The sequence below is a fragment of the Burkholderia sp. SRS-25 genome (assembly GCF_004343765.1).
In the GTDB taxonomy this organism is placed as follows: Bacteria; Pseudomonadota; Gammaproteobacteria; order Burkholderiales; family Burkholderiaceae; genus Burkholderia; species Burkholderia contaminans.
The window spans coordinates 102,745-129,732 of the sequence record NZ_PTXM01000016.1; the positions used below are offsets into that span (position 1 = coordinate 102,745).

The following is a 26,988-nucleotide window of genomic DNA, read 5'->3' on the forward strand; positions in this document are numbered from 1 at the left end:
TGCTGCGTGCCGCTGCGTTGCACCCCCGGCCGGCCGCCCGGCCGGGTACCCCCGAACCGTCTCTTGCCGCCCGCCGCGCCCGGGCGCCGCACCTCCCGCCATACCCAGTGCAACCCGTTTTCGTCCGCCGCGACGCGCGCCGAAGGTTGCGCACGCGTGTCAAACCTGCCCGATCAGGGAAAACACCGAGCCTCCGACCACGGGCAACTCCTAGGTTGCAACCGCATAAGTGGCTGATTATATTGAGTAACCTGAGGGTGCAACCCATCTCGTAATTTGGTTGCACCTTTTTATTGCGTGCCGTAGGATTTCGCGCATCCTCTCACACCACATTGCCGGGCTCGCACCGGCGCACGAACCCACCATGGCAAGCACGACTCTCGGCGTCAAAGTCGACGACCTTCTCCGCTCGCGCCTCAAGGACGCCGCCGCGCGTCTCGAGCGCACTCCCCACTGGCTGATCAAGCAGGCGATCTTCGCGTATCTCGAGCGGATCGAGCACGGCCAGTTGCCGCCCGAACTGTCGGGCCACAGCGGCGTGACGGAGCTCGCCGATGGTCAGTCCGCGGACGGCGACGACGACAACTCGCCGCATCCGTTCCTCGAGTTCGCACAGAACGTGCAGCCGCAATCGGTGCTGCGCGCGGCGATCACTGCCGCGTATCGCCGCCCCGAGCCGGAATGCGTGCCGTTCCTGCTCGGCCAGGCGCGCCTGCCCGCGAACCTGCAGGCGGACGTGCAGGCGCTCGCGACGAAGCTCGTCGAGGCGCTGCGCGAGAAGAGCTCCGGCGGCGGCGTCGAAGGGCTGATTCACGAGTTCTCGCTGTCGAGCCAGGAAGGCGTCGCGCTGATGTGCCTCGCCGAAGCGCTGCTGCGCATTCCCGATCGCGCGACCCGCGATGCGCTGATTCGCGACAAGATCAGCAAGGGCGACTGGCGCTCGCACGTCGGCCACGCGCCGTCGCTGTTCGTGAACGCGGCCACGTGGGGGCTGATGATCACCGGCAAGCTCGTGACGACCAACAGCGAAGCCGGATTGTCGTCGGCGCTGACGCGCCTGATCGGCCGCGGCGGTGAGCCGCTGATCCGCAAGGGCGTCGACATGGCGATGCGCCTGATGGGCGAGCAGTTCGTCACCGGCGAGACGATTTCCGAAGCGCTGGCGAACAGCCGCAAGTACGAAGCGCGCGGCTTCCGCTACTCGTACGACATGCTCGGCGAAGCGGCAACGACCGAAGAGGACGCGCAGCGCTACTACGCGTCGTACGAACAGGCGATCCACGCGATCGGCAAGGCAGCCGGCGGCCGCGGCATCTACGAAGGCCCGGGCATCTCGATCAAGCTGTCGGCGCTGCACGCGCGCTACTCGCGCTCGCAGCAGGACCGCACGATGAGCGAGCTGCTGCCGCGCGTGCGCGCGCTCGCACTGCTCGCGCGCCGCTACGACATCGGCCTGAACATCGATGCCGAAGAAGCCGACCGCCTCGAACTGTCGCTCGACCTGCTCGAGGCGCTGTGCTTCGATCCGGATCTCGCAGGCTGGAACGGCATCGGCTTCGTCGTGCAGGGCTACCAGAAGCGCTGCCCGTTCGTGATCGACTACCTGATCGATCTCGCGCGCCGCAGCCGTCACCGCCTGATGATCCGCCTCGTGAAGGGCGCGTACTGGGATACCGAGATCAAGCGTGCGCAGGTCGACGGCCTCGAAGGCTATCCGGTCTACACGCGCAAGATCTACACGGACGTGTCGTACCTCGCGTGCGCGAAGAAGCTGCTCGCGGCGCCGGATGCCGTGTATCCGCAGTTCGCGACGCACAACGCGTACACGCTGGCCGCGATCTACCAGCTCGCGGGCCAGAACTACTACCCGGGCCAGTACGAATTCCAGTGCCTGCACGGGATGGGCGAGCCGCTGTACGAGGAAGTCACCGGCCGCGACAAGCTGAACCGCCCGTGCCGCGTGTACGCGCCGGTCGGCACGCACGAGACGCTGCTCGCGTACCTGGTGCGCCGCCTGCTCGAGAACGGCGCGAACACGTCGTTCGTGAACCGCATTGCGGACAAGTCCGTGTCGGTGAAAGAGCTGGTCGCCGATCCGGTCGACGAGGCATCGAAGGTCGTGCCGCTTGGCGCGCCGCATACGAAGATCCCGCTGCCGCGGAACCTGTACGGCGACGAGCGTCCCAACTCGATGGGCCTCGACCTGTCGAACGAACACCGTCTCGCGTCGTTGTCGTCCGCGCTGCTCGCGAGTGCGCATTTCCCGTGGCGTGCGGCGCCGATGCTCGCCGATGACACGCTCGCCGACGCGCCGGCCCGCGACGTGCGCAACCCGGCCGACCAGCGCGACCTGGTCGGCACGGTCAGCGAAGCGACGGCCGAACACGTGAGCGCGGCGCTCGCGCACGCGGTGGCCGCCGCGCCGATCTGGCAGGCGACGCCGGTCGATGCCCGCGCCGATTGCCTGGTGCGCGCGGCCGACCTGCTCGAAGCGCAGATGCACACGCTGATGGGCCTGATCGTGCGCGAAGCCGGCAAATCGCTGCCGAACGCGATCGCCGAGATCCGCGAAGCGGTCGACTTCCTGCGCTACTACGCCGCACAGATCCGCGACGAGTTCTCGAACGACACGCACCGCCCGCTGGGCCCCGTGGTCTGTATCAGCCCGTGGAACTTCCCGCTCGCGATCTTCATGGGCCAGGTGGCCGCGGCACTGGCCGCCGGCAACACGGTGCTCGCGAAGCCGGCCGAACAGACGCCGCTGATCGCTGCCCAGGCCGTGCGCCTGCTGCGCGAGGCCGGCGTGCCGGCCGGTGCGGTGCAACTGCTGCCGGGCACCGGCGAGACCGTCGGCGCGGCGCTGGTAGCCGACGCGCGTACCCGCGCGGTGATGTTCACCGGTTCGACCGAAGTCGCGCGGCTGATCAACAAGACGCTCGCCGCGCGCCTCGACCCGGACGGCAAGCCGATTCCGCTGATCGCCGAAACGGGCGGCCAGAACGCGATGATCGTCGACTCGTCGGCGCTCGCGGAGCAGGTCGTCGCGGACGTGATGCAGTCGTCGTTCGACTCGGCCGGTCAACGGTGTTCGGCGCTGCGCGTTCTGTGTCTGCAGGACGACGTTGCGGACCGCACGCTGACGATGCTCAAGGGCGCGATGCACGAGCTGGCGCTCGGCAACCCCGACCGGCTGTCGACCGACGTCGGCCCGGTGATCGATGCCGAAGCGAAGCAGACGATCGACACGCACGTCGAGGCGATGAAGGACAAGGGCCACCCGGTCACGCAACTGCCTGCGCCGGAAGCCTGCGCGCATGGCACGTTCGTGCCGCCGACGCTGATCGAGATCGGCAGCATCGACGAGTTGAAGCGCGAAGTGTTCGGCCCCGTGCTGCACGTGGTGCGCTACCGCCGCAGCCAGCTCGACAAACTGCTCGAGCAGATCCGCGCGACCGGCTACGGGCTGACGCTCGGCATCCACACGCGGATCGACGAGACGATCGCCCACGTGATCTCGAATGCACACGTCGGCAACATCTACGTGAACCGCAACGTGATCGGCGCGGTGGTCGGCGTGCAGCCGTTCGGCGGCGAAGGGCTGTCGGGCACGGGCCCGAAGGCCGGCGGCGCGCTGTACCTGCAGCGCCTGCTCGCGACGCGGCCGTCGGGTCTGCCGCGTTCGCTCGCGCAGACGCTGATCGCGGACGGCGCGGTGGAAGGTGATGCACGCGGCAATCCGGCGGCGGCGCTCACGACGCTGCGCGACTGGCTGATCGAGCAGCGCGAGCCGGCACTGGCGGCACGTTGCGATGGCTACCTGGCGCAGGTGCCGGCCGGCGCAACCGCGGTGCTGACCGGTCCGACGGGCGAGCGAAACACGTATACACTCGGCCCGCGCGGCACGGTGTTGTGTGTCGCGGCGACGCCGGGCGGTGCGCGCGCGCAGTTCGCGGCGGTGCTGGCGACCGGTAACCGCGCGCTGTTCGCGGGTGCGGCCGGCGAGGCGCTGGTTGCCGCGCTGCCGGCATCGCTGAAGGCTCACGCGACCGTGCGCAAGCAGGCCGACGCGCCGTTCGACGCGGTGCTGTTCGAAGGCGACAGCGACGAACTGCAGACGCTCGTGAAGGACGTCGCGCAGCGGCCGGGCCCGATCGTGTCGGTGCAGGGCGTGTCGGTGGGCGCGTTCGAGAACGGCGATGCGGAAGATTACGCGCTGGAACGGCTGCTGACGGAGCGCTCGGTGAGCGTGAACACGGCCGCGGCGGGCGGCAATGCGAATTTGATGACGATCGGCTGATCATCCTTGCCGTTCGGATCAAACAAAGGAAGCGGCTAGGCGATCCCGAAGCCGCTCCATTTACCCTGGTACCAAGGAGATGCTATGCAACACACGATGAAAAAGCTGGCAGGCGCGACGTTCGTCGCGGTCATGTCGCTGGCGGGGACGGCCCATGCGGATGACGTGAAGATCGGTTACGCAGGGCCGATGACGGGCGCGCAGGCGCACTACGGCAAGGATATGCAGAACGGGATCGCGCTCGCGATCGAGGATTTCAACGCGACGAGCCCGAAGATCGGCGGCAAGCCGGTGAAGTTCGTGCTCGACACGCAGGACGACCAGGCTGACCCGCGCACCGGCACGACGGTCGCGCAGAAGCTCGTCGACGACGGCATCAAGGGCATGCTCGGCCACTTCAACTCGGGCACGACGATTCCGGCTTCGCGCATCTACGCGAACGCGGGCATTCCGCAGATCGCGATGGCGACCGCACCGGAATACACGCAGCAGGGCTACAAGACGACCTTCCGCATGATGACGTCCGACACGCAGCAGGGCTCGGTGGCGGGCACGTTCGCGTCGAAGGATCTCGGCATGAAGAAGATCGCGATCGTCGACGACCGCACGGCCTACGGCCAGGGTCTCGCCGACCAGTTCGAGAAGGCCGCGAAGGCCGGCGGCGCGACGATCGTCGACCGCGAATTCACGAACGACAAGGCTGTCGACTTCAAGGCAATCCTGACCAAGCTGAAGGCGGCGAAGCCGGATCTCGTCTACTACGGCGGCGCGGATTCGCAGGCGGCACCGATGGTCAAGCAGATGAAGACGCTCGGCATCACCGCCCCGCTGATGAGCGGCGAAATGGTGAAGACGCCGACGTTCCTGAAGATCGCGGGCACCGCGGCCGACGGCACGATCGCTTCGCTGGCAGGCCTGCCGCTGGAAGAAATGCCGGGCGGCAAGACGTACGCCGACAAGTACAAGAAGCGCTTCGGCGAAGACGTGCAGACATACTCGCCGTATGCGTACGACGGTGCGATGGCGCTGTTCAACGCGATGAAGAAGGCCGATTCGACCGATCCGGCGAAGTACCTGCCGGTGCTCGCGAAGACCGACATGGCCGGCGTGACGTCGACGCACGTCGCGTACGACGCGAAGGGCGACCTGAAGAACGGCGGCATCACGATGTACAAGGTCGAGAAGGGCGAGTGGAAGCCGCTGAAGAGCATCGGCGGGAAGTAAGCAGCCTGTGACGTGACGAACGGGCGGGGGCGCATGTCGCTGCCCCGCCGGTCAGGAACAAGCCACCGGGCCGTCGGGCCGGGTGGCTTTTTCTTTTGCCGCGGCCGCTCGAGCGGCTATTCGCGACGCACGCGCAGCAGGAACTTCTGCAGCTTGCCCGTCGGCGTGCGCGGCAGCGCCTGCGCGAACGTGAATTCGCGCGGGATCTTGTACGCGGCGAGGCGCTCGCCGCAGAACGCGCGCAGCGCTTCCGCGTCGGGCACGGTGCCCGCGCGCAGTACCACGTGCGCCGCGACCGTCTCGCCCCAATCGGGATGCGGGACGCCGACGACGGCCGCCTCGGCGATGTCCGGGTGCGCGCCGAGCACGTCCTCCACTTCCTTCGAATAGACGTTCTCGCCGCCCGTCACGATCATGTCCTTCAGCCGGTCGACGATGAACAGGTAGCCATCCTGATCGATTCGCGCGATGTCGCCGGTGCGATACCAGCCGTGCGGCGCGAACGCGGCGCGCGTTGCGGCCGCATCGTCGAGATAGCCGAGCATCATGCTGTCGGTCTTCAGCCAGATCTCGCCGGTCTCGCCCGGCTGCGCGTCGAGGCCGTCCATCCGCACGACGCGCAGGTCGACGCCCGGGCCGCCGGTGCGGCCGATCGAACCGGCCTTCGCGATCTGCTCGTCCGGATACAGCGTCGTGCCGGCCGGGCCTGCTTCCGTCATGCCGTACACCTGGAAGAACGCATCGCTGCGATACGCACGCGTGAGACGTTCGGCCTGTGCGGGGCCGATCGGGCCGCCGCCGTACAGCCAGGCGCGCACGCTCGACAGGTCGAACGCCGCGAAGCCGTCGACCGTGTCGAGGGGCAGCAGGTACGACACCGGCGCACCGAAATACAGCGTCACGCGCTCGCGCTCGATAGTCTGCAGGAACCGCAGCGGATGGTATTCGCGCAGCAGCACGACGGTGCCGCCCGCGTACAACGTGCCGCCGAACCAGTTGTTGAGCGGCGACGAATGCCAGATCGGCATCGCCATCAGCGTGCGCTCGTGGCGGCCGATGCCGGTCGCGAGCGCCGCCTGCATTGCCGCGAGCGTCACCGTGCGGTGGCTGTGCACGCAACCTTTCGGGTAGCCGGTCGTGCCCGACGTATAGAGGATCTGCGCGATGTCGCCGTCGGCAGGCTCGATGCCCGCGAGGCCGTCCATCGTCGCGCACAGCGTGTCGAAGCACGGCACGCCGTCGAGTTCGCCTTCGGTCACGAGCCGCCGCGCGGGATGCACGAGGCGTTCGACCACTGGCGCGAGCGCGACGTCGAACAGCAGCGCCTTGCTGCGGCTGTGTTCGAGCACGTAGTCGACTTCCGGCGCCTGCAGCTTGTGGTTGACCGGCACGAGCGTCGCGTCGAGCCGCCACGCGCCGAACATCAGGTCGACGAACGCCGGCGTGTTGAAGCACATCGCGGCGACACGGTCGCCGGCCGCGATGCCGAGCGCGCTCAGCACGGCCGCCGCGCGGTGCGAGCGCTCGCGAGCGGCAGCATAGGTGATCGTCGCGGATTCGCTGACGAGGAACGGCTGGTCGGGCGTCGCACGGGCGGCGCGATCAAGGGCGGCGACGAGGTTCATCGGAACTCCGGGCGGGCGATCGAAGGCGAACTGGGTCGTATTGCGTTGTCCGAAACGGCATCAGGCCGGGTACGCGCGCTGCAGCAGCGCGGCGACGTCGATCGCGTGCGGATCGAAGCCGCCCGCGATGCGGCCCCAGTCGGGCGCGGCAAGCCGCGTCGCGACGAATGCGTCGGCAACGGGCGCCGGCGCATCGCGGCGCAGCAGGCAGGCTTGCGCGACCACCGCGAGCCGCTGCGCGAACACGCGGCCCGATGCCTCGAGCGTGTCGGCCGGCGCCGCGAGCATCGCGCGCAGCGCATCGAGCGCCGCGCGGATGCGCGGTTCGCCCGCGCCGAGATCGGCGAGTTCGGTAAACAGCGCGGCGGCCGCGTCGGGCTCGCGCGATATCGCGCGCAGCACGTCGAGGCACATCACGTTGCCCGAGCCTTCCCAGATCGAGTTGACGGGCGCCTCGCGGAATAGCCGCGCAATCGGGCCGTCGTCGACGTAGCCGTTGCCGCCGAACACTTCCATCACCTCGCCAGTCAGCTCGACCGCGCGCTTGCACACCCAGAATTTCGCGGCCGGCGTGACGATGCGCTTCCATGCGCGTTCGCGCGGCGAGTCGTCGCGCTCGAACGCGTCGGCGAGGCGCATCGAGAGGGACAGCGCCGCTTCGCTTTCGAGCGCGAGATCGGCGAGCACGGTGCGCATCAGCGGCTGCTCGGCGAGCGCGCGGCCGAACGCGTGGCGCTGGCGCGTGTACGCGATCGCCTGCACGACGCCCTGGCGCAGCATCGCCGCGCTGCCGAGCACGCAGTTCAGCCGCGTGTAGGTGGCCATCTCGATGATGGTCGGAATGCCGCGGCCTTCGTCGCCGAGCATGATGCCCCACGCGTCGTTCAGCTCGATCTCGCTGCTCGAGTTGCTGCGGTTGCCGACCTTGTCCTTCAGCCGCTGGATCTCGACCGTGTTCTTCGTGCCGTCCGGCCGCCAGCGCGGTACATAGAAGCACGAAGGGCTGCCGGCTTCGGTGCGCGCGACGACGAGGTGCGCATCGCACATCGGCGCCGAGAAAAACCACTTGTGGCCGCGCAGCCGGTATTCGCCGCCGCGTCCGCCCGCGCCGACGGCGGTCGCGAGCGTCGTGTTCGCGCGCACGTCGGAGCCGCCCTGTTTCTCGGTCATGCCCATGCCGAACCAGATCGAGCGCTTGTCGGCGACCGGCACGTCGCGTGGATCGTAGTCGTCGCTGTAGAGCTTGTCGCGCAGCAGGTCCCACAGCGCGGGCTCCTTCTGCAGTACGGGAATCGCGGCCTGCGTCATCGTCGCCGGGCACAGCGTGCCGGCCTCGATCTGGCCGTGCAGGTAGAAGCCGGCGGCCGTCGCAGCCCAGCGGCCGCGGCGCGTGTCGCGGAACGCGAGCGACACGAAGCCTTCGCGGCGGTACTGGCCGAGCAGCGCGTGCCAGGCCGGGTGGAAGTCGACGCGGTCGATGCGCCGGCCGCGCCGGTCGAAAGTGTGCAGTTCCGGCGTGTGGTGGTTCGCTTCGTCGGCGAGCCGTGCGGTGTCGGCGCTGCCTAGCCGAGCGCCGTAGGCGTCGAGCTGCGGCACGGCCCAGTCGGCGCCCGCGCGGGTGAGCGCGTCGCGCAGCGCGATGTCCGTCGTGAAGAGGTTATAGTCGACCAGTTCGTCGAACTGGTTCGTGACGGCGTGAGTCGATTCGGTCATCGAGGTGTCTCCGGTCTCATGCTTCGCGGGCGGCCGGCGTCATGCCGCACGGATGACGCTTCGGCGCCGGCTCCGGCCCCCGGTAAAACGCATTCCCTGCTGATTTCCAGAGTAGCAAATATGCCGCCGCGACATGTTCAGGTTCCGGCGCCGCCCGGCCAGCCGGCGGCGCAACCCGCGCCCGCCTTGCGCCGCCGGCCGCGCCAGTCGCGCGCGCAGGCGAGTTCCGATGCGCTGCAGCAGGCGTTCGTTCAGCTTTTGCTCGAACGCGGCTATGCGAAGGCGACGATCCGCGAGATCGCGGCGGTCGCGGGCGTGAGCATCGGCACCTTCTACGAATATTTCGGCGACAAGCAGAGCCTCGCGGCACTCTGCATCCACCGGCACGTGCTGGCGCTGGCCGACCGGCTGCGCGACACCGTGCAGCGGCTGCACGGCGCGCCACGGGCCGAACTGGCCGCCGCGCTCGTCGACCTGCAGGTCGAGGCGATCGGCGCCGACGCGGCGCTGTGGGGCGCGCTCTTCGCGCTGGAGCGGCAGGTGTCGCCGCTCACCGCCTATCGTCGGCATTACGACGCGTACGTCGCGCTGTGGCGCGACGCGCTCGCGCACGCGGCCGATCCGCCGCCGGCCGCGCGGCTCGACGGGCTCGCGCGGATGGCGCACACGATCTGCTACGGCGGCCTTTCGCAGGCGTTGCTGACGCTCGGGCCCGCGTTCGACATCGCCGCGCTGCGCGACGAACTGCGGGCCGTGCTGCTCGCCTACCTGGCGGCGGCCGGCCGGTAAATCCCCTAGAGGAAATGCCTGAGTCGCATGTCTGCCTGGCAGTCAAGCCTTGCCGCTGCGTGCTCCTCTCGGCGAGCCATGAGAAAAATGCATGGCCGCCATGACGAACTTTCGATTGTCCACCGATATTGGCTCGGGCTAAATCGTGCGACGGATGCAGGCCGTGCGCGTCGCGCGCGGCCGCCCGAAGGACATCAGAAGGAGGAGTCATGCGAAGCGCCACCGCGCCCCGCTCGAAATTGCCCGACGTCGGGACGACGATCTTCACGGTGATCGGCCAACTGGCTGCCCGCCACGATGCGTTGAACCTGTCGCAGGGTGCGCCGAATTTCGCGCCCGATCCGGCGCTCGTCGAAGGCGTTGCACGCGCGATGCGCGACGGGCACAACCAGTACGCGCCCATGGCCGGCGTCATGGCGCTGCGCGAGCGGCTCGCCGAGAAGACCGAGGCGCTGTACGGCACGCGCTACGACCCGGCCACCGAGATCACGGTGATCGCCAGCGCGAGCGAAGGGCTCTACGCGGCGATCAGCGCGCTCGTGCATCCGGGCGACGAGGTGATCTACTTCGAGCCGTCGTTCGACAGCTATGCGCCGATCGTGCGGCTGCAGGGCGCGACGCCGGTGGCGATCAAGTTGTCGCCCGAGCATTTCCGCGTGAACTGGGACGAAGTCGCCGCGGCGATCAACCCGCGCACGCGGATGATCATCGTCAACACGCCGCACAACCCGACCGCGACCGTGTTCTCGGCCGACGATCTCGAGCGGCTCGCGCAGCTCACGCGCGATACCGGCATCGTGATCCTGTCCGACGAGGTCTACGAGCATGTCGTGTTCGACGGCGCGCAGCACCAGAGCATGGCGCGCCATCGCGAGCTGGCCGAGCGCAGCGTGATCGTGTCGTCGTTCGGCAAGTCGTTCCACGTGACGGGCTGGCGGGTCGGCTATTGCCTTGCGCCGGCCGAGCTGATGGACGAGATCCGCAAGGTGCACCAGTTCATGGTGTTCGCGGCCGACACGCCGATGCAGGTCGCGTTCGCGGAGATCCTCGCGCGGCCGGACAGCTATCTCGGCCTGTCGGCGTTCTACCAGGCCAAGCGCGACCTGCTCGCGCGCGAGCTGGCCGATTCGCGTTTCGAGCTGCTGCCGAGCGAAGGCTCGTTCTTCATGCTCGCGCGCTTCCGGCACTTCTCGGACGAAAGCGACAGCGATTTCGTGCTGCGCCTGATCCGCGACGCGCGCGTCGCGACGATTCCGCTGTCGGCGTTCTATACCGACGGCACCGACGCCGGCGTGATCCGGCTCAGTTTTTCGAAGGACGACGCGACGCTGATCGAAGGCGCGCGGCGGCTGCGTTCGCTGTAAGGCCCGTACGGAAACAGGCGACGGGCTTCCGGCGACGGGATCGTCGCACCGACCAGACACAGGAGATCACGATGAAGCACACGGCCCCCTTGAAACTCGCGTTCGCACTCGCGTGCGCCATCGGCTCGGGCGCGGCGCTCGCCGACGCGCAGACACTGCGCTTCGGCCTCGAGGCGCAATACCCGCCGTTCGAATCGAAAGCGCCGAACGGCGATCTGCAGGGCTTCGACGTCGACGTCGGCAATGCCGTCTGCCAGACGGCGAAGCTGTCGTGCAAATGGGTCGAGACGTCGTTCGACGGCCTGATTCCCGCGCTGCAGGGCCGCAAGTTCGACGCAATCAACTCGGCGATGAACGCGACCGAGCAGCGGCGCCAGGCGATCGACTTCACGACGATCATCTATCGCGTGCCGACCCAGCTGATCGCACGCACCGGCAGCGGCCTGCTGCCGACGCCGGAATCGCTGAAGGGCAAGCGCGTCGGCGTGCTGCAGGCGTCGATCCAGGAAACCTTCGCGAAGGCGCACTGGGAGCCGGCCGGCGTCACGGTCGTCGCGTATCAGGACCAGAACCAGGCGTACGCGGACCTCGTGTCCGGCCGTCTCGACGCGACGCTCGTGCTCGCACCGTCTGGCCAGCGCGGCTTCCTGTCGCGTCCGGACGGCAAGGGGTTTTCGTTCGTCGGCCAGCCGGTGCGCGACGACAAGATCCTCGGCAACGGCATCGCATTCGGGCTGCGTAAAGGCGACAGCGCGCTGAAGGCGAAACTCGATGCGGCGATCGACAAGCTGAAGGCGGACGGCACGGTGAAGACGCTCGGCCTGAAGTACTTCGGCGACATCGACATCTCGGCGAAGTAAGCGGGCCGCGCGATGCAGAACCGGAACACGGCCGCCACGGGTAGCGATCAGGGCGGCGCGCCGCTGCCCGGTGACGGGCTCGAAGCCGTGCTCGTCGCCGAACTGGGCGATGCGCTCGTCACGCGATCGGCCGACATCGATCCGCGTTATTTCACCGCGTACAACGAGCCGGCCGGCGCGCGGCCGCGCGCGCTGGTGCGCCCGCGCAGCATCGACGACGTGTCGCGCACCCTTGCGCTGTGCACGCGTCTCGGCCAGCCGGTCGTGCCGCAGGGCGGCCTGACGGGGCTCGCGCGCGGCGCGGTCGCGCTGGGCGGCGAGGTGGTGCTGTCGATGGAACGCCTCGCGGGCATCGAGGCACTCGACGCGGCGGCCGGCACGATGACCGTGCGCGCCGGGACGCCGCTGCAGACGGTGCAGGAAGCCGCGGAAGCGGCGGGTTTCACGTTCGGCGTCGATCTCGGCGCGCGCGGCTCATGCCAGATCGGCGGCATGCTCGCGACCAACGCGGGCGGCACGCGGGCGATCCGCTACGGGATGATGCGCGAGCAGGTGCTCGGGCTCGAGGCGGTGCTGGCGGACGGCACGGTCGTGTCGTCGATGAACCGGATGCTGAAGAACAATGCGGGCTACGACCTCAAGCAGCTGTTCATCGGCAGCGAAGGGACGCTCGGTGTCGTCACGCGCGCGGTGCTGCGGCTGCATCCGTTGCTGGCCGCACCGGCCACGGCGCTCTGCCGCGTGCGCGACTACGACGCGGTGGTCGCGCTGTGGAACCGCGTGCGCATGTTGCCGGAGGTCGTCAGTTTCGAGGCGATGTGGCCGGCGTTCTACGACTACGTCGCGCGTCATACGCCGGGCGTTTCGGCGCCGTTCGCCGGCGACGACGGCTTCGCGGTACTGATCGAATGCGCGACGAGCGCACCGGGCGGCGACGCGCACCGGGCGCTGGAAACCGGCCTCGCGGCAGGGTTCGACGCGGGGCTCGTGGAGGATGCGGTGCTCGCGACGTCGGAGCGGCAGGCGCGCGACTTGTGGACGCTGCGCGAAGGCCTCGCGATCGACGCGCTGCCGCATCTCGTCAACTTCGACGTGAGCCTGCCGACGGGCGAGCTCGGCGCGTTCGCCGAGCGCTGCGAGGCGGCGTTGCGGGCCCGCTGGCCGGACGTCACGTGCCTGTTCTTCGGTCATGTCGGCGACGGCAACGTGCATATCGGCGTGTCGCTGGCCGGGATGACCGACGCGGACGTCGATGCACTCGATCACTGCGTGTACGCGGTGGTGCGCGATATGGGCGGGTCGGTGTCGGCCGAACACGGGATCGGCGTGCTCAAGCGCGCTTATCTCGCGTATACGCGCAGCGACGCGGAAATCGGATTGATGCGACGCCTGAAGGCCGCGCTGGATCCGCTCGACATCCTGAATCCCGGCAAGGTGCTTTGATCAGGGCGATGCACGTTGCCGGCGGGAGCCGGCCAGCGTAACGCGTCAGCCGTCCACCCAGCGCAGCGCGCCGATCTTCAGGTGTTCGACGACGCTGCGCGCCCAGTCGAGTTCGGCATTGAGCAGCACGAGCGCATGCTCGTTCTGCAGCAGGAACAGGCGCGGCACCTGGTCGGCCTGCGCGGTGGCGCGCAGCGTTTCGAGGCGCTCGCGCTCCGCGTCGAGCCGCGTGATTCGAAGCTCGAGCTGGTGGCGGGCATCTTCGGCGTCGAGCAGCGGCAGGAACGCGAGACCGGCGCCGAACGCCGGGAATTCACGCGCGGGCTCCGCGAGCAGCGCATGCAGCCACGCCTGCCCGGCCGTGTGCCCGGCCTCGGTCAGCGCATACAGCGTGCGCTCCGGAAACGCGCCGTCGCGCTCGGTGTCGTGCACGGCGATCATCCCGTCGCGCAGCAGCCGGTCGATCGTCTGGTAAAGGCTGGTGCGCTGACGCACGTTGACGACTTCGTCGTACCCGCGAGCCTTCAGTTGCTGCAGCATCCCGTATGGATGCATCGGCGTTTCGGTAAGCGTCGCGAGGACGGCCAGCGCGAGCGGGGACGGACGACTGGTAGGCATGAATAGTTATTCAATATCTAGTAAGAATATAACTATTCTCAATCAGACTATCATATTTCACAAGGGTTTCAGCCGAGGTGAGAGCGCTTCGCGGCCGGGGCGACGGTTTCCATCGTCGCGAGACCGTGCACGATGCCGCAATCCTCGACCGAATGTTCGCCGACGCACTGGCGGCGCAACTCGGTGAGCTGGTCGCGCAGATGCGTGAGTTCCGCGAGGCGCGCATCGACGTGCCCGATGTGCTCGTCGAGCAGTGAATTGATCGAATCGCAGGGGTCGGCCGGCGTGTCGGTGAGCTGCAGCAGCGCGCGGATTTCGTCGTGCGCCATGTCGAGCGCACGGCAGTTGCGGATGAAGCGGAGCCGTTCGACGTGCACGTCGGTGTAGTTGCGGTAGTTCGAGTCGGTGCGCTCCGCATCCGGCATCAGCCCCTCTTTCTCGTAGAAACGGATCGTCTCGGGTGTGCAGCGGGCCGCTTTGGCCAGTTCGCCGATCTTCATGTCTTTCTCCCGTGTAAGGGTTGACCTTGTAGTGGCTTCAGGGTGTTAACTCTACACCGTTAGCCATTGAGGAGGTTGTCATGACCGACGCCCAGCGTACCCACGACCCACGACACCGTCATGCCGGCGGCGCCGCGCCGTGCTGCGCCGACGCGCACGATACGGGTACGGCCACCGTCGCCGATGCGGCGCCGACGGCCGGCGAGCACGCGCATGGCAAGGCCGCCGCAGCGCGCGGCGCGCAGTCGCATGCCGACAGCCAAGACCACGAGCATGACCATGATCATGCGCATGCGGGTCGTGAAGAGGGGCATGCCCACGGCGCTGGTTGCAACCACGGCAGCAGCAAGGAACACGATCACGACCAGGGTCATGGCGCTGCACACGAGCATGGCGACGGGCATGTCCATGGCGCCGCCTGTGCACACGGCAGCGCCGCGCACGACCATGCCGGTCACGACCACGACCACGACCACGACCACGACCACGACCACGACCACGACCACGCGGCCGGCGATTGCTGCGCGCCTGCCGCGCTGACGCTCGCGCCGCTGCCGGTTGCGCAGGCGACCGCGTCGGGCCACGTGCGCTCCGCGTTCCGGATCATGCAGATGGACTGCCCGACCGAGGAAACGCTGATCCGCAAGAAGCTCGGCGGGATGAACGAAGTGTCGGCGCTCGAATTCAACCTGATGCAGCGGATGCTGACCGTCGAGCACGTGCCGGATGCCCAGCCCGCGATCGAAAGCGCGATCCGCTCGCTCGGGATGACGCCCGAGGCGGCAACGGCCGGCGCACCGGCCGCCCGCGCCGCCGCCGCGCCCGCGAAGCCGTGGTGGCCGCTGGCGCTGGCCGGCGTCGCTGCGATCGCGTCCGAGGGCGCGACCTGGGCGGGCCTGCCCGTGTGGCTCGCGGCGGCGCTCGCGCTCGCGGCGGTGCTCGCGTGCGGGCTCACCACGTACAAGAAGGGCTGGATCGCGATCCGCAACGGCAACCTGAACATCAACGCGCTGATGAGCATCGCGGTGACGGGCGCGATGGCGATCGGCCAGTGGCCGGAAGCAGCGATGGTGATGGTGCTGTTCACGATCGCCGAGCTGATCGAAGCGAAGTCGCTCGACCGCGCACGCAATGCGATCCAGGGCCTGATGCAGCTCGCGCCGGACACCGCGACCGTGCAGGACGCCGACGGGTCGTGGCGCACGATCGAGGCCGCACAGGTGGCGCTCAGTGCAGTCGTGCGCGTGAAGCCGGGCGAGCGGATCGGGCTGGACGGCGAAGTCGTCGCGGGCCGCTCGACGGTGAACCAGGCGCCGATCACCGGCGAGAGCCTGCCCGTCGAAAAGACGACCGGCGACGCCGTGTACGCGGGCACGATCAACGAATCGGGTTCGTTCGACTATCGCGTGACGGCCGTCGCGGCGAACTCGACGCTCGCGCGGATCATTCACGCGGTCGAGGAAGCCCAAGGTGCGAAGGCGCCGACGCAGCGCTTCGTCGACCAGTTCGCACGCGTCTACACGCCGATCGTGTTCGCGGTCGCGCTGCTGGTCGCGGTGGTGCCGCCGATCGTCATGGGCGGGGCATGGCACGACTGGATCTACCGCGCGCTGGTGCTGCTGGTGATCGCGTGCCCGTGCGCACTGGTGATTTCGACGCCCGTGACGATCGTGTCGGGGCTCGCGGCGGCCGCACGACGCGGGATTCTCGTGAAGGGCGGCGTGTACCTGGAAGAAGGGCGCAAGCTCGTGTGGCTCGCGCTCGACAAGACCGGCACGATCACGCACGGCAAGCCGGTGCAGACCGACTTCGACCTGCATGCAACCGACGCCGATGCGGCACGTGTGCGGCACCTCGGCGCGAGCCTGGCGGCGCGCTCCGATCACCCGGTGTCGCAGGCGATCGCAACGGCTGCCCGCGACGCCGGCACGACGGCATTCGCCGACGTGCAGGACTTCGAAGCGATCGTCGGGCGGGGCGTGCAGGGCACGATCGACGGCACGCGCTACTGGCTGGGCAACCACCGGCTCGTCGAGGAGCTCGAGCGCTGCTCGCCGGCGCTCGAAGCGAAGCTCGATGCGCTCGAGCGGCAGGGAAAGAGCGTCGTGGTGCTGGTCGACGAAGCGCGCGTGCTCGGCATCTTCGCGGTGGCCGACACGATCAAGGACACGAGCCGTGAAGCGATCGCCGATCTGCATGCGCTCGGCATCCGCACCGCGATGCTGACCGGCGACAACCCGCATACCGCGCAGGCGATTGCGCAGCAGGCCGGCATCGACGATGCGCGCGGCAACCAGTTGCCGGAAGACAAGCTCGCGGCGGTCGAGGAACTGTCGGCCGGCGGCGCGGGGGCGGTCGGGATGGTCGGCGACGGGATCAACGACGCACCGGCGCTCGCACGCGCCGACATCGGCTTCGCGATGGGTGCGATGGGCACCGACACCGCGATCGAGACGGCCGACGTCGCGCTGATGGACGACGACCTGCGCAAGATTCCCGCATTCGTGCGGCTGTCGCGTGCGACGCATCGCGTACTGGTGCAGAACATCGGCTTCGCGCTCGGCGTGAAGATCGTGTTTCTCGGCCTCACGGTCGCGGGGCTCGGCACGATGTGGATGGCGGTCTTCGCCGACGCGGGCGCGAGCCTGATCGTCGTGGCCAACGGTTTGCGGCTGCTGTCGTCCTCGGGGGCGTTCGGCAGCGCGCAGGCCAAGCGTTGAGGAACAGGCGATGAGCTTTCTGAAACGATTCCTGGGCGGCCACGGCGGTGGCCATGGCGGCGGACATGGCAACAACAGCGGCCACGGTGGCGGGCATCACGGCGGGCAGCGCCAGGACGGCCACGGCGGCCACGAGGCGCGCGGCCGCGATCGTTACGGCTGGGGCTGGCAGGCGCCGGCCGACAGTCGAAGCGACCAAAGCGGCGGCAACGTGCCGCTGAGTCAGCTTGCCTGCGCGGGCTGTGGTGCGCTCAACGCGTCGGATGCGCGTTTCTGCGCGCAGTGCGGCACCGCGCAACGCGGCAAGTCCTGCAGCCGCTGCCACTCGGCACTGGCGGCAGACGCGCGGTTCTGTCCCGGGTGCGGGACGCAGGCTGCTTGAGTCGGTTTGTCAGCGCATTCGCGCCGGCGGCGTGCGAACGCCGGCCGGCGCGCTTCGTTTCAGGGCAGGGGCTGTCGCCACCGGCCTTTCGATCAGCGCAGCGGCAGGTAGATCTCGGTGCGCAGGTCGGCCGGGGCCGCATCCATCGGCGTATTGAGGTAAAGCTCGAACGGCGGCGCGTCGGCGGCTTCGCGGCCCGAATGCCGCAGCCAGTCGCCGTAGAGCCACTGGTACGCCGTCTTCAGGTCCGCGTACGGCCCCGTATGCAGCAGCACCGCGTATTCGCCGCCCGCCACCGTCGCACGCTCCACCGGCGGTGCGGGTTCGATGTCCGGCGCGCCGTCGGCCGGCATGAAGCACGCCTTCGCGCGCAACTGCGCTTCGGGCGTCGTGTCCGGATCGTCGTAAAAGATGCCGATCATCTTCGCGCCCGGGCCGATCAGCCCGCGCGGACCGACCCACGCACCGATCCGGGCGAACGCGTCGCCGACCTTCAAGTACGAACCGGTGTGCGCCACCGCATAGCCGTGTAATTCCGGCAGCCGCCGGATCTCGACTTCATGCTTGAACATGTCTTCCTCTCCTCGTTGTAACGGATAGATGGGCCGGTGGCTGCCCGTGCGCCGGTGCTGCGCAGGCGGCACGCCGTATGCGTCGCGAAACGCCCGCGCGAACGCATGCGTCGAACCGTAGCCCGCGCGCCGCGCGATCTCGTCGATCGGCCGCGCCGTGCACACGAGATCCTCGGACGCGCGCACGATCCGCATCCGCCGCACCGTCAGCACGATCGACTCGCCATACAGCGCGCGATAGACGCGCTGCCAGTGATACGGCGACAGGCACGCGACTTCGGCGAGCCGGTTCAGGTCGAGCGGGCCGTCAAGGTGCGCGCGGATGTACTCGTGGACGCGCGCCACGCTCGCTGCATAGCGGATCCAGGCGGGCGGGTCGGGTCTCGTTTCGATGGTCATCGGCATGTCAGGGCAGGAACCGACGCCACGGTAGCACGGCCCGATTTGATAAATCTTGCGGAAATGCATAGGAGGCCGACGAATCGAGCCCCATTTCATTTTGATGAAATGGGGTCTTGCCCCTCCCGGATCTATGACTAAAGTTAAAGACGGTGAAATCGGGTGATCGCGTCATTTTTCTCGGGTAAGTTGCTTCGTCGGGGCAGCACGTTTTTCGAAGTACGCAGGTAGTTCGTCGATGTTCAATCGCAACACCACGTTTTCGGGAGAAGAAGAAATGGATGCTTCCAGCTTCATCACGTCGCTGCAGACCACGCTAGGGGGGTATCTGCCAAAGATCGCCGGCGCGATCGGCATCCTGGTGATCGGCTGGCTGATCGCCGTCGTGGTGCGGGCCGGCGCGATGCGCCTGCTCAGTGCGCTGAAGGTCGATCAGCGGATCAACGAAAGCACCGGCCAGGGCGCCTGCGTCGAGCGCATCATCGCGGGCGGCCTGTTCTGGCTCGTGCTGCTCGTCACCGCGGTGGGCATCTTCAACGTGCTCAACCTGTACGCGGTGTCCAACCCGTTCTCGCTGCTCGTCACCCACATCGTCAACTACCTGCCGAACCTGATCGGCGGCGCGGCGCTGACGCTGATCGCGTGGCTCATCGCGTCGCTGCTGCGCAGCCTCGCGAACCGCGCGCTGAAGGCGAGCAAGATCGACGACAAGCTGGCCGAAGGCGCCGGCATGCAGCCGATGAGCGGCTATCTCGGCGACGTGCTGTTCTGGCTCGTGATCCTGATGTTCCTGCCGGCGATCCTCGCGTCGTTCGCGCTGTCGGGGCTGCTGTCGCCGGTGCAGGGGATGGTCGACAAGCTGCTCGCGATCGTGCCGAACCTGTTCGCGGCCGCGGTGATCGGCATCGTCGGCTGGATCGTCGCGCGCGTGCTGCGCGGCCTCGTGACGAACCTGCTCGTCGCCGCCGGCGCCGACCGCCTCACGCAGCGTCTCGACAGCCCGACGCCCGTGCGCGTGTCGAGCCTGATCGGCACGATCGTCTACGTGTTCGTGTTCGTACCGACGCTGATCTCCGCGCTCGACGCGCTGAAGATCGATGCGATCTCGGTGCCGGCCACCAACATGCTGAACCAGTTCCTCGGCGCGGTGCCGGACATCGTCGCGGCGATCGTGATCGTGCTGGTGACGTTCTACTTCGCGCGCTTCGTCGCGTCGCTCGCGCAGAAGCTGCTGGAAGCCGCGGGCGTCGACGGGCTGCCGGCCGTCCTCGGCGTCGAGCGCGTGTTCTCGGGGATCCTGCAGCCGTCGGTGCTGGTCGCGCGGCTGATCGTGTTCTTCGCGATGCTGTTCGCCTCGGTCGAGGCCGCGAACCGGCTCGGCTTCACGCAGGTGCGCGACGTCGTCACGCTGTTCATCGAATTCGGCGGCCACGTGCTGATGGGCGGCGTGATCCTCGTGATCGGCGTGTGGCTCGCGGGCCTCGCGCGCCGCGTGATCGAGCAGGCCGACCGCGAGCACAGCGTGCTGTTCGCGCGCATCGCGCAATTCGCGATCCTGGGCCTCGTGTTCGCGATGGGGCTGCGCGCGATGGGCATCGCCAACGAGATCGTCCAGCTCGCGTTCGGTCTGGTGCTCGGCGCGATCGCGGTGGCGGTGGCGCTGTCGTTCGGTCTCGGCGGTCGCGAAGCGGCCGGCAAGCTGCTCGACCGCTGGTTCAACCAGCGCGGCGGCGGCCAGTAAGGCCACCGTCGAGCATCCGTCCGGCCGCGCGGCTTGGCCGGGCGGCGCTGCGGCAGCAGGTGTATCCAGCCGGCGAGAACGGCACGCGACGGCGTGCGCTCGCGCGGCGCCGCAGGCGGCCGGCTGTCGGCAGATGGCTGCCGCTGTGCCGCCTGCGGCGTGTCGGCTTCGTCAGCCGTTCCGTGCCTGCATTTCTGCAAGCGAAATGTCAGCCGCGATCTTTGCCGAATTTCGATAACACGTCGTTTAATGACTCTCTAGCATCGATTCTCAGTCGCGCAGGCCGGCAGGCACGGCGCCTTTGAGGAGAGAATCCGATGAAAGCAGAGTCGAATGGCCGGCCCGCCGCCGGCGCCAAGTCGTCCGGCCAGCCCGCGCTGCAGCAGACGCTCGGGACCTGGCAACTGTGGGGCATTGCGGTCGGCCTCGTGATTTCCGGCGAGTACTTTGGCTGGAGCTACGGCTGGGCGAGCGCCGGCACGCTGGGTTTCGTCGTCACCGCGCTGTTCGTCGCGGCGATGTACACCACCTTCATCTTCAGTTTCACGGAGCTGACGACGTCGATCCCGCACGCGGGCGGCCCGTTCGCATATGCGCGCCGTGCATTCGGCCCGACCGGCGGCTATCTCGCCGGCGCGGCGACACTCGTCGAGTTCGTGTTCGCGCCGCCGGCGATCGCACTCGCGATCGGCGCGTACCTGCACGTGCAGTTCCCGGGCCTCGAGCCCAAGCATGCGGCGATGGGCGCGTATCTCGTGTTCATGGCGCTGAACATCGTCGGCGTGCAGATCGCGGCGACCTTCGAGCTGGTCGTCACGCTGCTCGCGATCTTCGAGCTGCTGGTGTTCATGGGCGTCGTGTCGCCGGGCTTCGCTTGGAGCAACTTCATGAAGGGCGGCTGGTCGGGCGTCGATCATTTCAGCGTGGGCGCGTTCCACGGGATGTTCGCGGCGATTCCGTTCGCGATCTGGTTCTTCCTCGCGATCGAAGGCGTCGCAATGGCCGCCGAGGAGGCGAAGAACCCGAAGCGCTCGATCCCGATCGCGTACGTGGCCGGGATCCTGACCCTCGTGGCACTGGCGATCGGCGTGATGGTGTTCGCCGGCGGCGCGGGCGACTGGACGAAGCTCGCGAACATCAACGACCCGCTGCCGCAGGCAATGAAGTACATCGTCGGCGCGAACAGCGGCTGGATGCACATGCTCGTGTGGCTCGGGCTGTTCGGGCTGGTCGCGTCGTTCCACGGGATCATCCTCGGCTATTCGCGCCAGATCTTCGCGCTGGCCCGCGAAGGCTACCTGCCGGAATGGCTCGGGAAGGTCCATCCGCGCTTCAAGACGCCCCATCGCGCGATTCTCGCGGGCGGCGTGGTCGGGATCGCGGCGATCTACAGTGACGAGCTGATCCAGTTCGGCGGGCAGACGCTCACCGCGAATATCGTGACGATGTCGGTATTCGGTGCGATCGTGATGTATATCGTGAGCATGGCGTCGCTGTTCAAGCTGCGCCGCTCGCAGCCGAACATGGCGCGGCCGTTCCGCGCGCCGCTGTACCCGATCTTCCCGGCATTCGCGATCCTGGCCGCGCTCGTCTGTCTCGGTACGATGATTTACTTCAACGGGCTGGTCGCGCTGGTGTTCCTCGGCTTCCTCGCGTTCGGCTACGCGTACTTCCTCGCGACGCGTTCGCAGCGTGCGAGTGCGCCGGGCGACGTGCTGCTGGAGGAGTGAGCAGGGTGACGATGAACGGCCGTTCCTGACGGCATCCGGCGCGCCCCGTCGAACGGGCGCGCCGTCGGCTTTAGGCAAGGAGATTCGCAGATGTCCTATACGGAGACGATCGGTCCGCGCACATACCGCTTCGCGGACCTGAAGACGCTGCTCGCGAAGGCGAGCCCGCTGCGTTCCGGCGACCAGCTCGCCGGTGTCGCGGCGGCGAGCGAGGAGGAGCGCGTCGCCGCGAAGATCGCGCTCGCGGGCGTGCCGCTGAAGGCGTTCCTGAACGAAGCGGTGATCCCGTATGAAGACGACGAGGTCACGCGCCTCATCGTCGACGATCACGATGCGGCTGCCTTCGCGGAAATCTCGCACCTCACCGTCGGCGATTTCCGCAACTGGCTGCTGTCGCCGGCCGCCGACGGCGCGGCGCTCGAACGGATCGCGCCGGGACTCACGCCCGAGATGGTCGCGGCCGTGTCGAAGCTGATGCGCAACCAGGACCTGATCGCGGCGGCGAGGAAGCGCCGCGTCGTCACGCGCTTTCGCAACACGGTCGGGCTGCCCGGCCGGATGTCGGTGCGGCTGCAGCCGAACCACCCGACCGACGACGTGAAGGGTATCGCCGCATCGATGCTCGACGGGCTGATGTACGGCTGCGGCGACGCGATGATCGGCATCAACCCGGCCACCGACAGCCTCGCGGCGATCGTGAAGCTGCTCGCGATGATCGATGGCTTCCGCGAACGCTACGGCGTGCCGACGCAGTCGTGCGTGCTCACGCACGTGACCAATACGATCGCGGCGATCGAGAAGGGTGCGCCGGTCGACCTCGTGTTCCAGTCGATCGCGGGCACCGAGAAGGCGAACGCGAGCTTCGGCATCTCGCTCGCGCTGCTCGCCGAGGCGCGCGAGGCAGCGTTGTCGCTCAAGCGCGGCACGGTCGGCAACAACCTGATGTACTTCGAGACGGGGCAAGGCAGCGCGCTGTCGGCGAACGCGAACTTCGGCGTCGACCAGCAGACCTGCGAAGTGCGCGCGTATGCGGTGGCGCGCAAGTTCGAGCCGTTCCTCGTGAACACGGTGGTCGGCTTCATCGGCCCGGAATACCTGTATGACGGCAAGCAGATCATCCGCGCGGGGCTCGAGGATCACTTCTGCGGGAAGCTGCTCGGCGTGCCGATGGGCTGCGACATCTGCTACACGAACCACGCGGAAGCCGACCAGGACGACATGGACACGCTGCTGACGCTGCTCGGCGCGGCCGGCATCAACTTCATCATGGGGATTCCGGGCGCGGACGACGTGATGCTGAACTATCAGAGCACGTCGTTCCACGACCAGCTCTACGTACGCGAGGTGCTCGGCCTGCGCCGTGCGCCGGAATTCGAGGAGTGGCTGGAGACGATGGAGATCGCCGACGCGCACGGCGCGTTGCGTGCGGCGACTTCGCGCGTGCCGCTGCTCGCGGGCGCGAACGACTGGATGGGGATTTCGGCATGAGCGACGCCGTCGAAAAGAATCCGTGGGCGCAGTTGAAGTCGTTCACGAACGCGCGGATCGCGCTCGGTCGCGCGGGCAACAGCCTGCCGACGGCGCCGCTGCTCGCGTTCAACCTGTCGCATGCGCAGGCGCGCGACGCGGTGCACCAGCCGCTCGACGTGGGCGCGCTGCGGCGGGAGATCGAGGCGGCCGGGCTGTTGCCGACGCTCGGTGTGCAGAGCGCCGCGCCGGACCGCGACCACTATCTGCGCCGGCCCGATCTCGGCCGCAAGCTGTCGGACGACAGCCGCGGCCTGCTGGCCGGCTACGGCGCGGCGCTCGATGATGCGCCCGACGTCGTGTTCGTGGTCGGCGACGGGCTGTCGGCATTCGCGGCCGCGAAGCAGGCGCTGCCGCTGTTGCAGGCCGTGCGGCCGCGTCTGGACGCGGACGGCTGGCGGATCGGCCCGGTAGTGGTCGCGACGCAGGCGCGCGTCGCGCTCGGCGACGAGATCGGCGAGCTGCTGCGTGCGAAGGTCGTCGCGATGCTGATCGGCGAACGGCCGGGGCTCAGCTCGCCGGACAGCCTCGGCGTGTACCTGACGTGGGCGCCGAAGGTCGGCTGCCACGATGCGTTGCGCAACTGCATCTCGAACGTGCGGCCCGAAGGGCTGCCGTACGCGGGGGCCGCGCACAAGCTGCATTACCTGATGACGCACGCGCGACGGCTCGGGCTGACGGGCGTCGGGCTGAAGGACGACAGTGATGCGTTGCTGCCGCAGGCGCAGGCGGAACGGATCGGGGTGGACTGAAACGGGGCGTGCGGGGCCGCTGTCGCGGCTTTCGCCACCCGATTACCTGAACAACCGCTCGCACAGAAAATCGACGAACACGCGCAGCTTCGGCGACAGCTGCCGGCTCGACGGCCACACGATCGAGAATTGCCCCGGCGCGATCCGGTAGTCGTCGAGCACGGTGACGAGTGCGCCATGTTCGAGCGCGTCGCGCGCGAGGAAGTCGGGCATGTAGCCGATGCCGAGCCCCGCGAGCACGGTGCCGCGCAGCGCCTCCATGTTGTTGCAGGTCAGCGCGGTGCGCAGCTTCAGCGGCGTGCCGTCGTCGGCCGCGAGCGCCCAGTCCTGCAGCTTGCCGGTGGTCGGGAAGCAGTAGCGCACGCATTCGTGCGCTTCGAGATCGCGCGGTGTGCGCGGCGTGCCGGCCTGCGCGAGATACGCGGGCGTCGCGCACAGCACGAACGCGAACGGGCCGAGCCGCCGTGACATCAAGCTCGAATCCGACAGCGGGCCGCTGCGGATCACCGCGTCGAAGCCGCCTTCGACGACATCCACCATCCGGTCGTTGAAATCGAGATCGAGCTCGACGTCCGGGTAGCGCTGCCGGAATTCGGGCAGCACCGGCAGCAGGAACCGGTAGCCGATCACCGGCAGGCTCACGCGCAGCTTGCCGCGCGGGCGCTGTGCGGAGGCCGTCACGGTTGCTTCCGCGTCGCGGAAATCCTCGAGGATCCGCTGGCAGCGTTCGTAGAAGTGCCGCCCTTCTTCGGTGAGCGTGACGCGCCGGGTCGTGCGGTTGAACAGCCGCACGCCGAGCGACTGCTCGAGTTTCGCGATCGTCTTGCCGACCGCCGACGCCGAGATGCCGAGCGCGCGGCCGGCCGCGACGAAGCTCAATGCTTCGGCGGTGCGGACGAAGGCGACGATGCCGGTCAGGTTGTCCATCGAGTCGAAGGCGTGCGTCGATGCACGTGGCCGAGTGAATTGCGGAATTCTAGTCCGTTATATGCGGAGCTTTGCGTGGTTTTTCGCGAATTGAATCGGATTTATCTTCTGTCGCTCTGACGGCGCATCCGCGCCGGCTTTTCGAGGAGCGATGATGGATCACCCTTTTTCAGGCGCTTCGAACCTGTCGGCACGCCGGCGTGCGTGGGTGCTGGCTGCCGTCTGCATGGCCGCCGTCGCGCTGCCGCTGTCGTTTTCGGGCGGTGCGGTCGCGACGCCCGCGATCGGCCGCGACCTGCACGGCGGGACGGTCGCGATGAACTGGATCACCAACGCGTTCATGCTCGCGTTCGGCAGCTTCCTGATGGCGGCCGGCGCGCTGGCCGACCAGTTCGGCCGCAAGCGCGTGTTCGCGATCGGCGTCGGCGGCTTTACGCTGATGTCGGTCGCGCTCGCGTTCGCGCCGTCGATGCTTGCGGTCGACCTGCTGCGCGCCGCGCAAGGGCTCGCGGCGGCCGCGGCGCTCGCGGGCGGCACGGCCGCGCTCGCGCAGGAATTCGACGGTGCGGCGCGCACGCGCGCATTCAGCCTGCTCGGCACGACCTTCGGGATCGGGCTCGCGTTCGGGCCGGTGCTGGCCGGCGCGCTGATCGGGCATTACGGTTGGCGTGCGATCTTCGTGACGAGCGCGGTGGCCGGCGGGCTGTCGCTCGTATTCGGGCTGCCGCGCATGCACGAGTCGCGCGACCCGCATGCGACAGGGCTCGACTGGCCCGGCACGATCGCGTTCACCACCGCGCTGACGCTGTTCACGTTCGGCGTGATCGAGGCGCCCGCGCGCGGCTGGTCGAGCCCGCTGGTGATCGCGCTGCTGGCAGGCGCGGCGCTCGGCGCGCGTGCGTTCGTCGCGATCGAGACGCGGGTCGCGCGGCCGATGCTCGACCTGTCGCTGTTCCGGATCGCGCGCTTCGTTGGCGTGCAGGTGCTGCCGGTGTCGACCTGCTGCTGCTACATCGTGCTGCTCGTCGTGCTGCCGCTGCGCTTCATCGGCATCGACGGCTTCAGCGAGATCGACGCCGGCTGGCTGATGCTCGCGATTTCCGCGCCGATGCTGATCGTGCCGTTCATCGCGGCGACGCTCACGCGCTGGCTGTCGGCCGGCGTGATCTCGGGGCTCGGGCTCCTGATCGCGGCAGCCGGGCTCGTGTGGCTGGGCATCGCGCTGCGCGGCGGCGCGGGGGCCGCGGCGATCGCGCCGATGGTGACGATCGGCGTCGGGGCCGGCATGCCGTGGGGGCTGATGGACGGGCTGTCGGTGAGCGTCGTGCCGAAGGAGCGCGCGGGGATGGCGACGGGGATTTTCAGCACGACGCGCGTGGCCGGCGAGGGGATCGCGCTCGCGATCGTCGGCGCGGTACTGGCTGGGTTCGCGCGGACCGGGTTGACGCAGGCGGCGGGTGCTGTCGGCACGCCCGACGCGACGCTGCGTGCGGCGGCGCGGCTCGCGACCGGCGATCTCGCGGGTGCGGCGGTAGCGTTGCCGGGTGTCGGGCACGCAGCGCTGCTCGCGAGTTATACGCATGCATTCGATCGGTTGCTGATCGGGCTGGCGGTCGTGACGGTGCTGTGTGCGGGGGTGGTGTTCGCGTTTCTCGGCGGACGGCGGGTGGCTACCGAAACGGGCGACGATACCGACGGGCACGCGCATGCCGACGTGCCGGTGCGCAACCGGATCGAAGCCGCGTGTGCGGAGACGCACGGGCGTTGAGCGTCGCGTCATCGCGCACGGGGCGCTTCGGCCCGGA

General features: G+C 68.5%; 20 protein-coding genes. 13 read left to right on the plus strand and 7 right to left on the minus strand.

Annotated features, from left to right (window positions below):
• Positions 1-364: 364 nt before the first annotated feature.
• Positions 365-4,297 carry a trifunctional transcriptional regulator/proline dehydrogenase/L-glutamate gamma-semialdehyde dehydrogenase gene (gene putA / locus C5O79_RS22555; protein WP_047851498.1) on the plus strand — a complete coding sequence of 1,311 codons (3,933 nt, stop codon included), beginning with the start codon at positions 365-367 and terminating at the stop codon, positions 4,295-4,297.
• A gap of 84 nt (positions 4,298-4,381) precedes the next feature.
• Complete coding sequence (locus C5O79_RS22560; RefSeq protein WP_039351413.1) at positions 4,382-5,521, plus strand: branched-chain amino acid ABC transporter substrate-binding protein; 1,140 nt, start codon at positions 4,382-4,384, stop codon at positions 5,519-5,521.
• Between the two features lie 116 nt (positions 5,522-5,637).
• On the opposite strand, the gene C5O79_RS22565 is transcribed toward C5O79_RS22560, so the two are convergent.
• Together C5O79_RS22565 and C5O79_RS22570 are read right to left on the minus strand one after the other, a co-directional pair.
• On the minus strand, positions 5,638-7,146 hold the full coding sequence (locus C5O79_RS22565; RefSeq protein WP_122473449.1) for an AMP-binding protein: 1,509 nt from the start codon (positions 7,144-7,146) through the stop codon (positions 5,638-5,640).
• A gap of 60 nt (positions 7,147-7,206) precedes the next feature.
• Positions 7,207-8,859 carry an acyl-CoA dehydrogenase family protein gene (locus C5O79_RS22570; RefSeq protein WP_131931771.1) on the minus strand — a complete coding sequence of 551 codons (1,653 nt, stop codon included), beginning with the start codon at positions 8,857-8,859 and terminating at the stop codon, positions 7,207-7,209.
• Between the two features lie 120 nt (positions 8,860-8,979).
• On the opposite strand from C5O79_RS22570, the gene C5O79_RS22575 reads away from it, so the two are divergent.
• The 4 genes from C5O79_RS22575 (at position 8,980) to C5O79_RS22590 (ending at position 13,315) form a co-directional block, all read left to right on the plus strand.
• The gene (locus C5O79_RS22575; RefSeq protein ID WP_046547497.1) at positions 8,980-9,648 is read left to right on the plus strand and encodes a TetR/AcrR family transcriptional regulator; all 669 of its coding nucleotides are present in this window, start codon (positions 8,980-8,982) and stop codon (positions 9,646-9,648) included.
• A 209-nt stretch (positions 9,649-9,857) separates the two neighbouring features.
• The gene (locus C5O79_RS22580) at positions 9,858-11,012 is read left to right on the plus strand and encodes a pyridoxal phosphate-dependent aminotransferase (protein ID WP_046547496.1); all 1,155 of its coding nucleotides are present in this window, start codon (positions 9,858-9,860) and stop codon (positions 11,010-11,012) included.
• A gap of 71 nt (positions 11,013-11,083) precedes the next feature.
• Complete coding sequence (locus tag C5O79_RS22585; protein ID WP_046547495.1) at positions 11,084-11,872, plus strand: ABC transporter substrate-binding protein; 789 nt, start codon at positions 11,084-11,086, stop codon at positions 11,870-11,872.
• Positions 11,873-11,884: 12 nt separating this feature from the next.
• Positions 11,885-13,315 (plus strand): FAD-binding oxidoreductase, encoded by a 1,431-nt coding sequence (locus C5O79_RS22590; protein ID WP_122473451.1) that lies wholly within the window; start codon positions 11,885-11,887, stop codon positions 13,313-13,315.
• Positions 13,316-13,360: 45 nt separating this feature from the next.
• Here the strand turns inward: C5O79_RS22590 and C5O79_RS22595 are convergent, their stop codons facing one another.
• The 3 genes from C5O79_RS22595 to C5O79_RS38620 form a co-directional block, all read right to left on the minus strand.
• A complete protein-coding gene (locus tag C5O79_RS22595; RefSeq protein WP_122473452.1) occupies positions 13,361-13,933 on the minus strand; it encodes a PadR family transcriptional regulator in 573 nt (190 codons plus the stop codon).
• 68 nt (positions 13,934-14,001) lie between these two features.
• Positions 14,002-14,433: a Cd(II)/Pb(II)-responsive transcriptional regulator gene (gene cadR / locus C5O79_RS22600; RefSeq protein ID WP_011350541.1), complete on the minus strand. Its 432-nt coding sequence runs from the start codon at positions 14,431-14,433 to the stop codon at positions 14,002-14,004.
• A 59-nt stretch (positions 14,434-14,492) separates the two neighbouring features.
• Entirely contained in the window at positions 14,493-15,017 is a 525-nt protein-coding gene (locus C5O79_RS38620; RefSeq protein ID WP_240687923.1) for a hypothetical protein, read from the minus strand.
• 27 nt (positions 15,018-15,044) lie between these two features.
• Here C5O79_RS38620 and C5O79_RS22605 point away from each other — a divergent pair, with 27 nt between their 5' ends.
• Both C5O79_RS22605 and C5O79_RS22610 read left to right on the plus strand, forming a co-directional pair.
• Complete coding sequence (locus tag C5O79_RS22605) at positions 15,045-17,153, plus strand: heavy metal translocating P-type ATPase (RefSeq protein WP_236862305.1); 2,109 nt, start codon at positions 15,045-15,047, stop codon at positions 17,151-17,153.
• A gap of 10 nt (positions 17,154-17,163) precedes the next feature.
• Positions 17,164-17,535 (plus strand): zinc ribbon domain-containing protein, encoded by a 372-nt coding sequence (locus tag C5O79_RS22610; protein WP_122473454.1) that lies wholly within the window; start codon positions 17,164-17,166, stop codon positions 17,533-17,535.
• A 92-nt stretch (positions 17,536-17,627) separates the two neighbouring features.
• Here C5O79_RS22610 and C5O79_RS22615 read toward each other — a convergent pair whose 3' ends face one another.
• Entirely contained in the window at positions 17,628-18,506 is an 879-nt protein-coding gene (locus C5O79_RS22615; protein ID WP_047851489.1) for an AraC family transcriptional regulator, read from the minus strand.
• 277 nt (positions 18,507-18,783) lie between these two features.
• Between C5O79_RS22615 and C5O79_RS22620 the strand changes: the two genes are divergently transcribed.
• From C5O79_RS22620 to eutC, 4 genes are all read left to right on the plus strand, one after another.
• Entirely contained in the window at positions 18,784-20,247 is a 1,464-nt protein-coding gene (locus C5O79_RS22620) for a mechanosensitive ion channel (RefSeq protein ID WP_046547515.1), read from the plus strand.
• 317 nt (positions 20,248-20,564) lie between these two features.
• Positions 20,565-21,977 (plus strand): ethanolamine permease, encoded by a 1,413-nt coding sequence (eat, locus tag C5O79_RS22625; protein ID WP_122473455.1) that lies wholly within the window; start codon positions 20,565-20,567, stop codon positions 21,975-21,977.
• Positions 21,978-22,067: 90 nt separating this feature from the next.
• On the plus strand, positions 22,068-23,465 hold the full coding sequence (locus C5O79_RS22630) for an ethanolamine ammonia-lyase subunit EutB (protein WP_047851488.1): 1,398 nt from the start codon (positions 22,068-22,070) through the stop codon (positions 23,463-23,465).
• Positions 23,462-24,256: an ethanolamine ammonia-lyase subunit EutC gene (gene eutC / locus C5O79_RS22635; RefSeq protein WP_122473456.1), complete on the plus strand. Its 795-nt coding sequence runs from the start codon at positions 23,462-23,464 to the stop codon at positions 24,254-24,256. The genes C5O79_RS22630 and eutC overlap by 4 nt, the downstream gene beginning before the upstream one ends.
• A gap of 42 nt (positions 24,257-24,298) precedes the next feature.
• On the opposite strand, the gene C5O79_RS22640 is transcribed toward eutC, so the two are convergent.
• Positions 24,299-25,183 (minus strand): LysR family transcriptional regulator, encoded by an 885-nt coding sequence (locus tag C5O79_RS22640; protein WP_039351377.1) that lies wholly within the window; start codon positions 25,181-25,183, stop codon positions 24,299-24,301.
• A 154-nt stretch (positions 25,184-25,337) separates the two neighbouring features.
• On the opposite strand from C5O79_RS22640, the gene C5O79_RS22645 reads away from it, so the two are divergent.
• Positions 25,338-26,951, plus strand: coding sequence for an MFS transporter (locus tag C5O79_RS22645; RefSeq protein WP_122473457.1), 1,614 nt, complete (start codon positions 25,338-25,340; stop codon positions 26,949-26,951).
• The last annotated feature ends 37 nt before the right edge of the window (positions 26,952-26,988 follow it).

Coding starts and splice junctions, on each gene's coding strand:
- putA (WP_047851498.1), top strand. CDS start 365: ATGGCAAGCACGACTCTCGGCGTCAAAGTCGACGACCTTCTCCGCTCG.
- C5O79_RS22560 (WP_039351413.1), top strand. CDS start 4,382: ATGCAACACACGATGAAAAAGCTGGCAGGCGCGACGTTCGTCGCGGTC.
- C5O79_RS22565 (WP_122473449.1), bottom strand. CDS start 7,146: ATGAACCTCGTCGCCGCCCTTGATCGCGCCGCCCGTGCGACGCCCGAC.
- C5O79_RS22570 (WP_131931771.1), bottom strand. CDS start 8,859: ATGACCGAATCGACTCACGCCGTCACGAACCAGTTCGACGAACTGGTC.
- C5O79_RS22575 (WP_046547497.1), top strand. CDS start 8,980: ATGCCGCCGCGACATGTTCAGGTTCCGGCGCCGCCCGGCCAGCCGGCG.
- C5O79_RS22580 (WP_046547496.1), top strand. CDS start 9,858: ATGCGAAGCGCCACCGCGCCCCGCTCGAAATTGCCCGACGTCGGGACG.
- C5O79_RS22585 (WP_046547495.1), top strand. CDS start 11,084: ATGAAGCACACGGCCCCCTTGAAACTCGCGTTCGCACTCGCGTGCGCC.
- C5O79_RS22590 (WP_122473451.1), top strand. CDS start 11,885: ATGCAGAACCGGAACACGGCCGCCACGGGTAGCGATCAGGGCGGCGCG.
- C5O79_RS22595 (WP_122473452.1), bottom strand. CDS start 13,933: ATGCCTACCAGTCGTCCGTCCCCGCTCGCGCTGGCCGTCCTCGCGACG.
- cadR (WP_011350541.1), bottom strand. CDS start 14,433: ATGAAGATCGGCGAACTGGCCAAAGCGGCCCGCTGCACACCCGAGACG.
- C5O79_RS22605 (WP_236862305.1), top strand. CDS start 15,045: ATGGACTGCCCGACCGAGGAAACGCTGATCCGCAAGAAGCTCGGCGGG.
- C5O79_RS22610 (WP_122473454.1), top strand. CDS start 17,164: ATGAGCTTTCTGAAACGATTCCTGGGCGGCCACGGCGGTGGCCATGGC.
- C5O79_RS22615 (WP_047851489.1), bottom strand. CDS start 18,506: ATGACCATCGAAACGAGACCCGACCCGCCCGCCTGGATCCGCTATGCA.
- C5O79_RS22620 (WP_046547515.1), top strand. CDS start 18,784: ATGGATGCTTCCAGCTTCATCACGTCGCTGCAGACCACGCTAGGGGGG.
- eat (WP_122473455.1), top strand. CDS start 20,565: ATGAAAGCAGAGTCGAATGGCCGGCCCGCCGCCGGCGCCAAGTCGTCC.
- C5O79_RS22630 (WP_047851488.1), top strand. CDS start 22,068: ATGTCCTATACGGAGACGATCGGTCCGCGCACATACCGCTTCGCGGAC.
- eutC (WP_122473456.1), top strand. CDS start 23,462: ATGAGCGACGCCGTCGAAAAGAATCCGTGGGCGCAGTTGAAGTCGTTC.
- C5O79_RS22640 (WP_039351377.1), bottom strand. CDS start 25,183: ATGGACAACCTGACCGGCATCGTCGCCTTCGTCCGCACCGCCGAAGCA.
- C5O79_RS22645 (WP_122473457.1), top strand. CDS start 25,338: ATGGATCACCCTTTTTCAGGCGCTTCGAACCTGTCGGCACGCCGGCGT.